Genomic DNA, 14980 nt, shown 5'->3' on the forward strand with positions numbered 1-14980 from the left:
GTAATAACCTCGTGATGAAATTAAGCCACCCGAAACATATGCGGGTGGCTTTTTTAACAATTTTATCGTGTTCTTGTAACAATAAGGTAACATTTAGCCAAAATTCTGTCAATTTGTTAAATTGCGGGTAAATTAACTGACTGACTTATGAAACAAATGCTACTTCTTTTAGGGCTTTCTATGTGTTTTTCCTTCGCCCGGGCACAATCATCATCTGAAGATTCTACTTACATCAGGCAAAACTATACCAAAGTGGAAAAGTATATTACCATGCGCGATGGTAAAAAACTTTTCACTTCCATTTACACTCCAAAAGATCAATCTAAAAAATATCCTATCATGATGACGCGTACACCCTACACCGTTGCGCCATATGGCGAAAACGAGTACAGGCGCACTTTAGGTCAAAACATGCTGTTTGCCAGATCAGGCTTTATTTTTGTTTACCAGGATGTGCGCGGAAAGTGGATGAGCGAGGGCGATTACGTAGATGTGCGCCCGATTAACGATAAAAAGAAAAAAAAGACTGATATTGACGAAAGCAGCGATACCTATGATACGATAGACTGGCTGGTAAAAAATGTGCCTAACAACAATGGCAAGGTAGGTATCGAAGGTATTTCTTATCCAGGCTTTTATTCAACCGCCTCATTGCCCAATGCGCACCCGGCATTAAAGGCGGTATCGCCCCAGGCGCCGGTAACAGATTGGTTTCTTGGCGATGATTTTCACCATAATGGCGCATTCATGATGATGGATGCATTTAACTTTTACACCGGCTTTGGCGTACCACGCCCCAAACCAATTACCCCAAAACAGTTTAAAAGCAATATTAAACCCGTATTTAAAGACAATTACAAGTTTTACCTGGAGATGGGCGCTTTGCCAAACTTCAAAAAACATTATATGGGCGACTCTATCAAATTCTGGAACGACCTAATGGCGCATCCAAATTATGATGAATTTTGGAAGGCCATGAACATCCGCCCACATTTAAAGAACATTACACCAGCCACCATGACTGTCGGCGGTTTTTTTGATGCCGAAGATTGCTTTGGTGCTTTACATGTTTATGATGCCTTAGAAAAACAAAACCCGCAAAGCCACAAAAACATGCTGGTTATGGGGCCATGGTTCCATGGCGGCTGGGAAAGTAAAGACGGGACTCTTTTTGCCGACCAAAACTTTGGATCAAACACCAGCCAGTGGTTTAGAGAAAATGTAGAATTACCTTTCTTTAATTACTACCTAAAGGATGAAGGTACTATGGATCTACCCGAAGCCACTATATTTATTACAGGTAGCAATCAATGGAAAAAATTTGACACCTGGCCACCAAAAAATACAACAGAAAAAACGCTATACTTTCAAGCCGATGGCAAACTATCGTTCAGCGCTCCGGCTACAACCGATAGCTTTGATGAATATGTGAGCGACCCGAATGCCCCGGTTCCTTACCAGGATGGTATTCAAAAAGGCCGTACAAGAGAGTACATGCTGGATGATCAACGCTTTGCCGGCCGTCGTCCTGATGTTAAAGTTTACCAAACAGATACACTTACCGAAGATATGACCCTTACCGGCCCGGTAATGGCCGATCTGTTTGCATCAACCACAGGAACCGATGCCGATTATGTGGTAAAACTAATTGACGTTTTTCCGGATACTTACCCTAACCCTATACCCAACCCTAAAAATGTAACCCTTGCAGGCTACCAAATGCTAATCCGGGGTGAAGTTTTCAGAGGCCGTTTCCGCAACTCGTTTGAGAAACCCGAGGCTTTTGTACCCGGTAAGGTAACCGAAGTGAAATACGCGTTGCCTGATGTTGGCCACACTTTCAGGAAAGGGCACAGGATCATGATCCAGGTACAAAACTCATGGTTTCCGCTTGTTGACCGTAACCCCCAGAAGTTTGTTGATATATACCAGGCCACAGATGCTGATTTTCAAAAAGCAACCAACCGTATTTACCATGATGCTCAAAATAAATCATCAGTAAAAATTACAGTGCTTGAGTAATTGATTATAACCCCAGTAGTAAAAAGGGTTAGTGAAAATATCTTCACTAACCCTTTTCTATTATAGCTGCTATCGTCCTTTACTCTCCCTGCCATCCCCGCCCCCTTTCCACTTATTTTTAACCCGATAATAATTCCAGTAAATATTTGGAATTATAAAAAATAGCTTTTATAATTGCAGTGTACTAATATAGTAGTACACTAAAACACAAACCATCATGATTAATATTAAAAACCTAACCTTTGGGTACCGTCCAAAACAGATGGTACTAGAAAATTTAAACCTGCAGATTAAGCCGGGCCACATTTATGGTTTGCTTGGTCGCAACGGAGCAGGCAAATCAAGCTTATTGCATAATATATGCGGATTACTTTTCCCTGTTAGCGGCACATGCCAGGTATCCGGCGAAATACCTGCAGGTAGAGATCCTAAATTTTTGCAACAGGTTTACTTACTGCCCGAGGAGATTTACCTCCCAAACGTATCCATCAAAAGCTACCTCGATATTTACGCGCCATTTTATCCGGCATTTGACCGGGATATGTTTTACCGCTTTTTATCAGAGTTTGATATCCCGAAGGAACACAAACTTCAGGATATGAGCTATGGTCAAAAAAAGAAGGTGATGATAAGCTTTGCATTGGCAACACAGGCAAAAGTGCTACTGATGGATGAGCCAACAAACGGGCTGGATATCCCATCAAAAAAGCAATTTAGAAAGATCATCGCCGGCGTTATTAAAGATGACCAGCTGATCATCATCAGCACACACCAGGTAAAAGATCTGGATAGCTTAATTGATTATGTATTGATACTGGAAGATAAACAGATCATCCTTAATCAACCTGTCGAAAACATCACCGAAAAGCTGGCTTTTAAACAAGTGATCAACCTCGATGAGGTTGCCTCTCCTATTTACAATGAAGGCGCTTTAAAAGGCTATGCGGTTGTTGCTATCAATCATAAAAAGGAGAACTCAAGGCTGGATATGGAAATGTTTTTCAATGCAGTACTTAGCGAGAAACAACTGGTGCTTTCACAATTTAATTAATACAAACATGCAATTTTCAATACACAGGATATGGTTACTGATCCGTAAACAATGGGCGGAGAACCAACAATTATATATTTTAGGTACACTGGCTACAGCAGGCATTATGGGAGGCATCATTGTATTTGATTTGTCTTCGCCCCAGGGCTTAGAAAAACATACACAGCAATTTATTTTATTTGTAGGTTCAATAGCCGCAGGCGGTGTATTTACATCTACCATCTTAAGCCAGTTTAACGAAAAAGTAAAAGGCATCCAGGCGTTAACGCTACCGGCATCGGCCCTGGAAAAACTCACTGTTGCTGTAGTTTATTGTATGGTAGTATTTCCCATTGTTTACTTTGTGACGGTTTATCCATTGATAATGATTGGGCATTACATTGATAATAGCATTGCCCATCACACTAATGCATTGTATAATCTGGAATGGGACGATGACGCTTATGACCTTTTTGTTACTTATTTTATGCTGCAAACCGTGGCGCTTTTGGGCTCGGTATTGTTTAAACGTTATGTGTTTATAAAATCGCTGATTATGGTGATAGTGGTATTTTTTGGTTTGCGCATTATAAACCCAATAGTAGCAAAGTGTATAATAGATACTGATGTTAAGGCAGGATTTGATGTCAAGGTGCGTGAAACCGTTTACGATGAGGCTAATAAACCTATATATAAGGGAACAGTAAAGGCACATTACATTCAGCCCAACATTGATGCTTATCCCTACGCAGATATGGTAGTACATTATGGCGGTTACAACAAATATGTAAAGGGGGCCAGCTATTCAACTTCTCAAACAAAGTTGCATCATCAATATAATACCGTGTTTTTGATATTGCTTTACCTGGGAATGCCCTTTTTATGGATAATTACCTGGCTCAGGCTCAAAGAAAAAGAATTGTAAACCTATAACGGTTAAATAAACTCATGGATTTCAATAACACACAAGCCATATACCTGCAAATAGCAGATTATGTGTGCGACAAAATACAATTAAAAGTATGGAAGGAGGATGAAAAGATCCCCTCTGTACGTGAGCTTGCCGTTATGCTGGAGGTAAACCCCAATACTGTAATGCGTTCATACGAATATTTGCAGCACCAGGAAATAATTTATACTAAACGTGGCATGGGTTATTTTGCGCAAGCTAATGCTGCAAAAAGCATTTTAAAAACAAGGCAGCAACAATTTATGAACGAGGAGTTGCCCTTGCTATTTAAAAAAATGCAATTACTCAGCATTCCGGTTACCGATTTGCAGAATAGGTATGAACAATTTATAAATCAGAAAAACAACTAAACCTTTTTTACATATGAAAACAAGCACCAAATTACTCATCATATTTTTTTCTTGTATCCCAATATCATTAGTGGCTTACAATGTTTTGCTAAGAAACGAATTTAAAAGAGGCGATTTTACCCGCGACTATTACCTTGACGAATCCAACACGCTGGCAAGACAAAAAATGGCGCCGTTTAAACATATTGTAATTACTGGCTTTGGGGGGACCATACAACGCAGAAGCATTACCTACTGGAGACCAAGATTATCTATTGGCAATTTTATTAATATCGGGAGTGCAGATCATCAGCCTGGTAACTATGTAAACGTTATTAAACAGTACAAGGAGAATGTGAAGGCGACGGTGAAAAACGATACGCTTTTTATTTCCTTTGAAATAATGACTAAACACAGTAATCTTGGCGATTTTAACGATTATGCACCAAGTGGCAATTTGATAGAGATAGAAGGCGATCATGTACTATCTGTAAACGCAAATTCTGCAGATGTAATGATTAGGGATAAGCCATCAAACATTGATTCCCTGAATTTTATTGTTACAGGAGGAGGCCACTATGATATCAATAATTTAGATGTTAACAAACTAAGCCTGGCGGCGAAAGACAGTTCTTATTTTGCCATTTACAAAAATAATAAAATTAAGAGCCTCAACTATTCGCTACTTGACAAAAGCCGCCTCAGCCTGGAGGAGCATCCGGTGCAGCAATTTTATGCCGGCACAGTTGACGGCACAGCTACAATGGAGATAACCGATAAAGCGACCTATTTACAAAAACAGCTACGTTAAAAATTTACCTAAACCTATAAACAAAAAAAGACGGGTAGCCCAAGTGCTATCCATCTTTTGTTTACAACTGAATGTAATACCCTAATTATTTTGCAACTTTTTTAGCCGGAATTAAAGGCAAAATTATAATTGCCAAAAATGCCGCAACTTCTAATACGATTAACATAGTTTTAATTTTTTAAGTGATTGTTGAATTATTGATGGTTACCTGATACCTTATTATTTCGCAACTTTTTTAGCTGGAATTAAAGGTAAAATGATAACTGCTAAAAATGCTGCAACTTCTAATACGATTAACATAGTTTTAATTTTTTAAGTGATTTTATATTTTTAATAGCTTGCGGAAGCACTATTATTTACCCCATAATCCCCTTATTTTAATGGGTTTAAGTGATAAACATTTTCGGTTTCCTGAACGTAATTCGACTAAAAATATGCCACAAAAAATGCGGAGATATTACCTCTCAAAAGGCTGAAAATTAAATTCGTCAAAAAAAATGTTTCACAAAAATTGTTGCTGGTTTTGAAAAAATTAGCGGTGCTTTTTTTTTATAAAAAAAAATAAAGTCCATTTTTATGAGGTAAAAATTCAGATCCTAAAAAACTTACAAATTAATGATACAAAAACCTGACATAATGAAAAATCAAGGCTTTAATACCCAAAAAATAAAAAAATAGTGACTTAAAAGCTCTTTTTAGATAAAAATAAAGCTGAAATAAGAATTGTAACAGAAAAACAAGCCCTGAATTAAGCAATTTTAATACCCTTAGCCTTTTGTAATTTTTTTTTGTCAATTTGTCACCCCGCATGACACACAGTAAATAAACTGACAAAAAAATCACCATAAAACATGACAAAATACATGACACCCCTTGCTTTACTCAATAAAATCCCCTTAAACAGTTAATAGTGAGCATGCCAAAAACTATATTGCGCTCAATTACGAAACAATTAAAATAAACTAACCGTTTGAATAAAAACTAACCTCATTTAACTACCTATGAAAAAATCACTTCAGTTATTAATTGTGTTTATGCTTCCCTCACTCCTTGCGTTTTCGCAGGACATTAAAGGAAACTACGCTATTAAAAATGTACAAACCGGGATGCTTTTACGTGTAAAAGATGCAGCATCAGCCAACGGCACGCCATTGGTTATGTATTATCCCGAAAACTGGAAGTGCATGACCTGGAGTTTTAAAAATATAGGAGCAAATACTTACCAATTGCAAAACCTGCTAACCAACAAAACCTTTCAACCTGCGAGCCAGCAAATTAATGCTGATATTCCGTTCGACGAGCAGCCATTTGTAAAGGGATCGCCCAATCAGCAATATGAATTTATCGGGGTAAAAAAAGACACCTATCTTATTAAATTAAAAGGCACCGAACTTTACGTTACTCCTGCCGATATTAAAGGGAAGGCAAACTCAGCCATTATATTGGCCGCTAAAAGGCCTACACCCGAACAGACATGGTACATCTACGAACAGGCACCTACTATGTAAATACCTCGAAAATTGTGAATTGACTTGTTGTTAATACGTTTACTTATGATGACACAATTGTCGTTATGAATAATATCACGAGCAATAAAACAAATCAAGGTATGACATCATGGAACGGACATTAATAGCACTGATATTGAAATAATTGCAAATTAAATTTTTATAAAAACGAGGAAAGATGTTAATTATAAATAAGATTGGAGTTAATAATAAATCTTGTTTACAATAGCTCTTTATTTTATTTTTGATATATGAAGCATATATCCATCTTAGTACCCAAAGGTGCCATTTTAGGAAGCCTTGAAGGTTCGCGACAGTTATTTACACAAGTAAACCAATTTTTCCTGGCAATGGGCAAAGATCCTATTTTTAAGGTTGAATTGGTTGGCCTGGAAAAAGAAACACCTGTTAGCGGTGGCTGCTTTACAGCCAATGCCGATGTTTTATTTGGAGACGTAAAGGAAACCAACCTCATCATCATCCCTGCTCTTGATGGAGAAATAACTGCGGCAATTGAAAATAACAAAGCCTTTATTCCATGGATAATTGAGCAATATAACAATGGCGCCGAGGTGGCCAGCCTGTGCATGGGGGCATTCCTATTGGCTTCAACCGGCTTATTGAAGGGCAAAAGGTGCGCTACTCATTGGATGGCCGCTAATCAATTCAGAACAATGTTCCCGGATGTTAACCTGGTTACTGAAAAGATAATTACCGACGAACAAGGCATTTATTCCAGTGGTGGGGCCTTCTCCTATCTCAATCTTATTTTATACCTGATAGAGAAATTTGCCGGTAGAGACATGGCTATTTTGAGCTCCAAAGTTTTCGCCATTGAAATGGAACGTACCAGCCAGTCATCATTTATAATTTTCCAGGGACAAAAAGATCATGCGGATGATCCCATAAAAAAGGCACAGGAATTTATTGAAAAGAATTACCAGGAAAAAATAAGTGTAGAACAACTGGCATCCATGTTTGCTTTAGGGAGAAGAAACCTGGAACGCCGCTTTAAAAAAGCCACAGCCAATACTGTTGCTGAATATATTCAGCGGGTAAAGATCGAAGCAGCAAAAGTAAGCCTGGAAACATCCCGCGATAATGTGAACGAAGTGATGTATAATGTGGGTTATACTGATAATAAAGCTTTTCGTACCACATTTAAACGAATAACGGGCCTCTCGCCTATTGATTACAGAAATAAATACCAGCGTGAGTATTTGAACTGATACAACCTTATTACAGGAGTTTCCAGATCCCTAACTTTCCTTAAAAGTTAGAGACCTGGAAACAATCCAATTTGTTGAGCTAAACATGGTTGCTTTGTTCAGTAGCCTATTGACGTACAATGCTGTACATTACAGCCCTCCATTGGGGCCATCGTATTCATAATGAAACCAATCAAACTTCGCATCACCTAAATCCTGAACCATGTTGTAAGAAAACAATCCAGGCCTTACCGCTTTCCAATAATTGTAATCAGACAAACTGCATTCATCGCCTAACCGGGTAAAAACTTTACCATCTGTACTGTATTGCAAAAATGTGTGCTTTGTATATAAATCAATAATCACCCGTAAATAAACATGGTTTTGTTTAATAATTGCGCCCATAGTTATTTTCCCATTATTATCTGCGTAAATATTCACAGTACTATCTGTTTTCATCAAACCTATCTCCTGTATATTTCCTCCTAATAAACATAGCCCAGCCTTTTGACCAACAGCCATCTCGTCTAATTTCAGCAGGGTAGTTATCTTGCCTGATTTACCCATTAGCTTTTGGGTAAGCGTATTTTTAGCATGCTTGTTATCACCCGCTTTCATTGCCAAAAGCGATAGAAAACCCTTAGGGTGGTTAACCGACCATTTGTTGTTAACCGGATTATGATTCCACTGCCATTGCAGCCCCAGTTTATTGCTATTGAATTCATCGGACGTTTGTGGGGCACTTATTATTGCTTGCTTACCAGTATTGGGTTTGGGATATATGCTTACTGGTTCACCTACACCGTTTTTGTTATTGTCTATACCCATTAAAGGCCAATCGTCAACCCATTTAACCGGTTCAAGGTGACAAACCCTGCCTAAGGCACCCAAACCCTGGAAGTGTATAAACCATGACTCGCCCGATCTTAATTCTATCAGGCCTCCCTGATGCGGGCCATTTATCCCGGTTTTGCCCTGCTCCAATACAATCTTTCTTTCATATGGACCATAGATGTTTTTTGACCGCAAAGCGGTTTCGTACCCGGTGCCCACACCTCCCTCAGGAATAATAATATAATAATAACCGCTTCGCTTGTAAATCTTGGTACCTTCTGATGTTGGGCCTTCATAAACAGTTTTACCCTCATCAAGCAACTGTTTGCCATCGGCGGTCATTTTATGCATAATAATCGGGCCGGCGCCCAGCTTGCTATGCCCAAGGTAAGCCTGTCCATCGCTATCCCAAAACGGGCAGGGATCTTCCCACCCACCTGTTCTTTTGACTTCGTGCAAAGGAGCCCATTTACCCGCTGGATCTGTAGCGGTACTCATGTACAAGCCTTCGTCTGGCGTACAGAAATAAACATAAAACTTACCCTCATGGTAGCGGATTGATGGCGCCCAGCTGCCGCTGCCGTATTTATCCATCGTGTTATACTTATCATCAATATCCAGCCTATCGTAAACCCGACCTACAATAGTCCAGTTCACCAGGTCTTTTGACATTAAAACTGGCATCCCCATAAAATGAAAATCTGAACAAACCATGTAAAAGTTATCGCCAACCCTGATCACATCTGGGTCGGAGTAGTCGGCATTAAGTATCGGGTTTTTAAAAGTACCGTTTAACTGATCGCCCCAGGCGCCAGCCTTTGCCGATTTTTTTTGGGCACAGGTAGTTAGCCCGTTAAACAGCAGGATTAAAAAAGTTAAGGCTGTAATTAAATATAGTTTTAAGGAAATCAACATCAGGTTATTTTTGATTATTTTACAGTGATGGTTTTATGAAAGTATATGTTATCTGCAGCACTACCCACCTGGATATCAAATTCGCCAGGCTCAACCACGTATTGCATTTTATCATTATATAAGCCTAATTCTGAAACAGGAACTTCAAGCGTTATTTTTGTCCGCTTGCCGGCTTTGATGAGTTCTTTTTTGAATGCCTTAAGTTGTTGCACTGGGGTAGCAACAGAACTCACCTTATCCCTCACATAAAGCTGCACAACTTCTTTACCATGCCGAACGCCCGTATTTTCAATTTCCACATCAACTTTAATCGTACCTGTCGGGCTAAAAACGGAATCTTTTAAGCTACAACTCTGGTATTTGAATGTAGTGTAGCTTAAACCATAGCCGAAATCCCAAAGCGGGTCTGGTTTATCAAAAATATAATGCCCTTTCGGCTCTTCAGGGCTACCGGGACGATCAAAAGGTTCATTCCGGTCAGTTATGAAGTGATTATAATAACTGGGGCTGTTGCCTGTACTACGGGGAAATGAAACATTTAACCGCCCCGAAGGATTTATTGAACCTGTAAGAATATCTGCCAGTGTTCTGCCTTGTTTTTCGCCACCATACCATTGAACAAGCACCGCATCGGCATTATCTTTTACCCAGGGCATGGCCAATGGCTTGCCCGCAATAAATACCACAACCATAGGTTTACCAGTGGCCTTAATTGCTTTTAATAAATCTTCCTGGACACCCGGTAGTTCAAGTGAGGAAAGATCAAACCCTTCCCCCGCTGTGGAATTTTGAGGACTGCGCCCCAGGAATGTACTACGCGTACCAATGGCAACAATAACCAAATCACTCGCTTCGGCTGCTTTAACAGCCTCAGGAATACCAGCCTTGTTTTGCAATCACAGCCTTCCGCATGGCGTAATACAATTTTATCTCCAATAACCTCTTTAAGGCCCTGCAATAAGCTAACCCCTTCTTTAGTGTCCCGATTTGTCCATGCGTAATCTCCAAATACAGTTTGATCAATATTGGGGCCAACCACTGCAATCGATTGTAATTTTGATAAATTTAAAGGGAGAATATTGTTGTTATTTTTAAGTAAAACAGCGCTTTCATCGGCCACTTCTTTACTTAGCGCTATATGATCCGCGTTGCGTACTACTTTACCCACTTTAGCCGGATCGCCATATGGGTTATCAAACAGGCCGAGCGTAAATTTAGCGGCTAGCACCCTGCGTACGGCCTGGTCAATAAATTTCAGATCGAGCTTACCGTTCCCAACCATTTTTTCCAGTGTTCCGTAAGCACCATCGACATCAAGGTCTACACCAGCTATTAAAGACATCTTCGCGGCGTCTTCCTGTGTATCCACTGCATGGTGAAAGGTTTGCAAGCGGTCAACTGAACCCCAGTCCGAATATACATAGCCTTTAAAGCCCAATTCGGCACGTAAAATATCAGTCATGTAGTAATGTGACCCTGATAGTGCCACCCCATCATATGAACTGTAGCACGACATTAAGGACCACGGATTAGTTTCGGCAATCACCCTTTTAAAAGGGTACATATATAAACTTCTCAATTCGCGTTCGCCGCCGCTCACATTAGCACAATTCAGCCCGCCCGAAGGAGAGCCGTGGGCCATAAAGTGCTTAGGGGTACAAGTGATATTATATTTTTGGTAGCCATTAACAAAAGCTACACCCATTTGGGCTATAAGGTAAGGATCCTCTCCAAAAGTTTCCTCTACCCTGCCCCAGCGGAGCTCACGGGCAATATCAAGTACAGGAGATAGAATTTGATGTATCCCTATCACCTTTGCCTCCTCGCCTGCGGCAGCTGTCATCCTGCCAATCAACGCTGGATTAAACGTGCTGCCCTGTGCCAAAGCCTGCGGAAACAAAGTGCAATTGTTTTGCAGTATCCCTTCAATCCCCTCGGCAGCGGTGAGGATAGGGATACCCAACCGTGTTTTTGTAAGCATATAAGCTTGCAGTTTCTGATACATCTCTGCACAATCCGTCGCGCTCATGTTCATTTCATGAGTACACCCATAACTTTCACCTTTAAAAATATTGTCAATCTCATCAGATTTACCCGAAGCCCTGTTTTGCAACTGCGCTATCTTTTCCTTTAAGGTCATCCTTTTCAACAAATCTTCCACACGATCTTTAATGGCCGCATTTTTTTCCTTGTATAGGGGCTTGTCGGGATCTTTATTCACAGCACCAAAAGATGCTGTTGTTATCAAAACAATGGATGTAAAACCCCAAAAAAACTTCTTCATACTATCTATATTATAAATCAACATTTAGAAAGATGTACGATGAGGCTAATTGCCCCATCGTATATCAATTAGTTAAAATACTTAGCGGTTTATATTGTTATTATAAGGATCGGCGGTAAGCTTAATACTATCATCGCCCAAAACATCGGCGTCAAATTCAATTTTCACAGTTTTGGTTTCGCCCGGCATCAGGCTGAAATAATTATCATTCGCAATAGCCGGTAATATCTGCTCCCCGTTTGACGCCCTTAGGGCTTGCACCCTAACCCCAAATGCTACTGCCTTTGATGATGCAGGGTTGGTAACCTGGGCCGTAATGAAGCATTTGCCATCGGCCTTAACCGTTTTATAGGTAACCTTTAAATCCACTTTAGGTAGCGTGTTTAAAGCAGTATAATCCTTGCGCTTATTTCCTCTCCAGTAAAAGTTATCTGATACCAGTTTGCCTGCTTTGTCCGTTAGTTTTAGCTTGATGAAATGTACACCCGATAACCCTTCGCTGGCTACATCGCCCTGGTAAACTTCAAAATTGTAAAGCGAATACCCCCAGTAAGTAGCCCTTTCTACCCCCTGCATTCTTACATACCTCGCGGTTACCTCCGGGAACATGATCTTTTGCTCTCCCTGTCGTCCATCATCGGTGCTGTATACATCACGCCAGTGGTTGCCATCAGTGGATACCTGGATTTTGAATGCTTTGGCATAGGCATCTTCCCAGGTAAGACCAACACCGTTCACTACTTCATCCTTACCCAAATCGATAGTGATCCACTCGCCATCCCTGTATTCGCTGGCCCAGCGGGTGCTGATGTTGCCATCATTAACCGCTCCGGCATCACCATTGGTTGATGATGAAGCATACACTTTTTTTCCTTTAGCCAGATCGGCTTTATAGGGATTAAATTTGATATCAAAAACTTCTCCGGCACTATTAGCCGGTGCATCTGCTGTTTTTGAAATACTATATTGTTTAACGAGTTGTCCATCCAGGTTGTATACATCTGCCGTAGCGGTTAAACCTTCCACATCGGCACGGGTAGTATTGATGATCTTGATGGCGTTGGTTACCGGGTTCCACTGGATGTGCAATGGCTCACAGGCCTTTTTAGCTCCCCAGAAAGCACCGGTAAGGTCAAAGTAATAATCATAAGTTTGCCATACCATTGATGGGTATGCCGATTGACTCATCCAGGTCATCAGTCCCGAAGCATCCTCGCCCATAGCATCCTGCCAGCCCTCAAACATGGCTTTATTAGTTTCGATGTTTACAAACTGGGCCTTGCGGCAATAATCTTCAATACCCTTTGGCGCGCCATAGCTGTTTACGCTTTCATCATACTGATCCGGACCGGCATTAAAAGCCAGCGGGCCGAAAAAGTGCTGATTCCACATTTCATTGCGTGGCCACCATTTATCCTTCGGCATAAATTTTTTAAAGCTGTCAAAGTTGGTAAAAACGGCGGTACCCAGTTCGGTACGTAAGCCCCAGCCTTTATTGCCACCGAGCCCAGTTGGGTAAGCTGTGAAATAATACCGTGGATCTTTACTTGCCCAGGGACCGCTGCCTGTCAGGTTTTCGGCGTGCGAATTGGGCTGGTAGTAGCGGTCGCCGCCGTCAAACGTGGCCAGATCTTCCTTAAGCCAATTACTTAGCGGGGCTTCGGGCCAGGCTTCATTTTCTGCACACCATACAGCGATGGCCGGATGATTGCGGAAACGTTTTATTTTCTCAATGGCATTGGCATTAAACACATTGATGTCGGCCGGCAGGTTTGGATTGGCGTTCAGCCAAAAATCATCCCATACCATGATACCGTATTTATCGCAGGCATCGTAAAACTCTTCGTCTGTAACAGAACCTATCCAGTTACGGATCATGTTAAAATTCATTTCTTTGTGCAGCCTCACCCGGGTATCATACGCAGCGCCACGGCAGCGCAGCATATACTCTGACATGCCCCAGTCGCCACCTTTAATAAATACTTTAACACCATTAATGGCCAGGTGCAATACGTGGCCCAGGGTATCATAACTATATCTTTTTATCCCGAATTTGATGTTCTGCAGATCAGAAACCTCATCGCCGACTGATACGCTCAGTTTGCAATTGTATAGGTTAGGCTCACCATAGCCGTTTGGCCACCACAGTTTAGGACTGTTGATCATCAGTTGCTCAAAATCGCGTTTGTTCAACTTAACATCTGTGGTTCCATGGGCATCAATATATACCTTTTTTGAAAATTCAATATTGCCGGGCGTAATCACACCTTTGATGATTGCAGCCTGTGAGGTAGCCGCATTGTTGTTAACCTCTAAAGCGATTGACAAGTCGGCCCGGGCATTGGTTGGTAACTTGGCCTGGATCCATGGGTCTTTGATTGTTACGTCACCTGTATTGCTCAGGTAAACATTATCAGTGATCCCGGAATTTAGTCCGGGGACGTAAGGCATCCAATCCCAGCCCGCGCTTGAAACATAGTTGGGACTACCCACATTTGCCAATGGTTGTTTTGGCAGATAAACTAATACCGCCAGCACATTTTTTTCATTGCCTTTTACCAACCCGCTGATGTCATACTGCCCGCGTTGCATAAAACCGTCAAGGCTGCCAATCAGTGTTCCGTTCAGGTAAATATCCGCCTTGCGGTTTACGCCTTTAAAATTTAGCCAGATATTTTTTTTAGAATAAGTAGCCGGTATTTTAAATTCGGTACGGTACCAAAAGTTGCGGTCGTATTTAGCTTTATCAACTTTGTAAATATTGTCGCCAAAATTGGGGTCTTTCTCTAACCCGGCAGCTACATATGAAGCAAAGGTAGTTCCCGGCACTATGGCCGGAACCCAGTTATCGGTATTATAACCAACTGATTTTATTTTGTCTTCATCACCCGCAGCATCGGCCTGGGGTTTTACTTTCCATAACCGGTCTTTTGAACTATTAAGATAAACAATATTGGATTGGGCAATTAGTTTTTGGCAACTCCCTATAACCATCAATATGATGGCTACGAGTTTTGAATAATACTGGTAAGATTTAATCATAGTTAGGGTTTGTTTCATAAGAAACTT

General features: G+C 40.9%; 11 protein-coding genes. 7 read left to right on the forward strand and 4 right to left on the reverse strand.

Annotated features, from left to right (window positions below):
• Positions 1 to 147 precede the first annotated feature (147 nt).
• The 7 genes from AC1D0K_RS03075 to AC1D0K_RS03105 all read left to right on the forward strand — a co-directional run bounded on the left by AC1D0K_RS03075 (position 148) and on the right by AC1D0K_RS03105 (position 7899).
• The gene (locus tag AC1D0K_RS03075; protein WP_477397636.1) at positions 148 to 2022 is read left to right on the forward strand and encodes a CocE/NonD family hydrolase; all 1875 of its coding nucleotides are present in this window, start codon (positions 148 to 150) and stop codon (positions 2020 to 2022) included.
• A 262-nt stretch (positions 2023 to 2284) separates the two neighbouring features.
• Complete coding sequence (locus AC1D0K_RS03080; RefSeq protein ID WP_477397634.1) at positions 2285 to 3073, forward strand: ABC transporter ATP-binding protein; 789 nt, start codon at positions 2285 to 2287, stop codon at positions 3071 to 3073.
• Between the two features lie 7 nt (positions 3074 to 3080).
• Positions 3081 to 3977, forward strand: a complete 897-nt coding sequence (locus tag AC1D0K_RS03085; protein ID WP_477397632.1) for a hypothetical protein — start codon at positions 3081 to 3083, stop codon at positions 3975 to 3977.
• 23 nt (positions 3978 to 4000) lie between these two features.
• Positions 4001 to 4372, forward strand: coding sequence for a GntR family transcriptional regulator (locus AC1D0K_RS03090; RefSeq protein ID WP_477397630.1), 372 nt, complete (start codon positions 4001 to 4003; stop codon positions 4370 to 4372).
• Positions 4373 to 4385: 13 nt separating this feature from the next.
• Positions 4386 to 5162: a hypothetical protein gene (locus tag AC1D0K_RS03095; protein ID WP_477397628.1), complete on the forward strand. Its 777-nt coding sequence runs from the start codon at positions 4386 to 4388 to the stop codon at positions 5160 to 5162.
• Between the two features lie 1001 nt (positions 5163 to 6163).
• Positions 6164 to 6670 (forward strand): RICIN domain-containing protein, encoded by a 507-nt coding sequence (locus tag AC1D0K_RS03100; RefSeq protein WP_477399663.1) that lies wholly within the window; start codon positions 6164 to 6166, stop codon positions 6668 to 6670.
• A gap of 251 nt (positions 6671 to 6921) precedes the next feature.
• Positions 6922 to 7899, forward strand: coding sequence for a GlxA family transcriptional regulator (locus tag AC1D0K_RS03105; RefSeq protein ID WP_295713700.1), 978 nt, complete (start codon positions 6922 to 6924; stop codon positions 7897 to 7899).
• A 129-nt stretch (positions 7900 to 8028) separates the two neighbouring features.
• Here the strand turns inward: AC1D0K_RS03105 and AC1D0K_RS03110 are convergent, their stop codons facing one another.
• The 4 genes from AC1D0K_RS03110 to AC1D0K_RS03125 all read right to left on the reverse strand — a co-directional run bounded on the left by AC1D0K_RS03110 (position 8029) and on the right by AC1D0K_RS03125 (position 14971).
• Positions 8029 to 9627 carry a glycoside hydrolase family 43 protein gene (locus tag AC1D0K_RS03110; protein ID WP_477399659.1) on the reverse strand — a complete coding sequence of 533 codons (1599 nt, stop codon included), beginning with the start codon at positions 9625 to 9627 and terminating at the stop codon, positions 8029 to 8031.
• A 14-nt stretch (positions 9628 to 9641) separates the two neighbouring features.
• Positions 9642 to 10463: a glycoside hydrolase family 3 C-terminal domain-containing protein gene (locus tag AC1D0K_RS03115; RefSeq protein WP_477463001.1), complete on the reverse strand. Its 822-nt coding sequence runs from the start codon at positions 10461 to 10463 to the stop codon at positions 9642 to 9644.
• Positions 10346 to 11911 (reverse strand): glycoside hydrolase family 3 protein, encoded by a 1566-nt coding sequence (locus tag AC1D0K_RS03120; RefSeq protein WP_477462993.1) that lies wholly within the window; start codon positions 11909 to 11911, stop codon positions 10346 to 10348. The genes AC1D0K_RS03115 and AC1D0K_RS03120 overlap by 118 nt, the downstream gene beginning before the upstream one ends.
• An 81-nt stretch (positions 11912 to 11992) precedes the next feature.
• Positions 11993 to 14971: a discoidin domain-containing protein gene (locus tag AC1D0K_RS03125; RefSeq protein ID WP_477462994.1), complete on the reverse strand. Its 2979-nt coding sequence runs from the start codon at positions 14969 to 14971 to the stop codon at positions 11993 to 11995.
• Positions 14972 to 14980 lie beyond the last annotated feature (9 nt).

Source organism: Mucilaginibacter sp. P1_A3 (assembly GCF_056406855.1).

Excerpts from the sequence above, each read along its gene's own strand:
- AC1D0K_RS03120 (WP_477462993.1), bottom strand. The coding sequence starts at position 11,911 with ATGAAGAAGTTTTTTTGGGGTTTTACATCCATTGTTTTGATAACAACA.
- AC1D0K_RS03090 (WP_477397630.1), top strand. The coding sequence starts at position 4,001 with ATGGATTTCAATAACACACAAGCCATATACCTGCAAATAGCAGATTAT.
- AC1D0K_RS03085 (WP_477397632.1), top strand. The coding sequence starts at position 3,081 with ATGCAATTTTCAATACACAGGATATGGTTACTGATCCGTAAACAATGG.
- AC1D0K_RS03125 (WP_477462994.1), bottom strand. The coding sequence starts at position 14,971 with ATGAAACAAACCCTAACTATGATTAAATCTTACCAGTATTATTCAAAA.
- AC1D0K_RS03100 (WP_477399663.1), top strand. The coding sequence starts at position 6,164 with ATGAAAAAATCACTTCAGTTATTAATTGTGTTTATGCTTCCCTCACTC.
- AC1D0K_RS03095 (WP_477397628.1), top strand. The coding sequence starts at position 4,386 with ATGAAAACAAGCACCAAATTACTCATCATATTTTTTTCTTGTATCCCA.
- AC1D0K_RS03110 (WP_477399659.1), bottom strand. The coding sequence starts at position 9,627 with ATGTTGATTTCCTTAAAACTATATTTAATTACAGCCTTAACTTTTTTA.
- AC1D0K_RS03105 (WP_295713700.1), top strand. The coding sequence starts at position 6,922 with ATGAAGCATATATCCATCTTAGTACCCAAAGGTGCCATTTTAGGAAGC.
- AC1D0K_RS03080 (WP_477397634.1), top strand. The coding sequence starts at position 2,285 with ATGGTACTAGAAAATTTAAACCTGCAGATTAAGCCGGGCCACATTTAT.
- AC1D0K_RS03075 (WP_477397636.1), top strand. The coding sequence starts at position 148 with ATGAAACAAATGCTACTTCTTTTAGGGCTTTCTATGTGTTTTTCCTTC.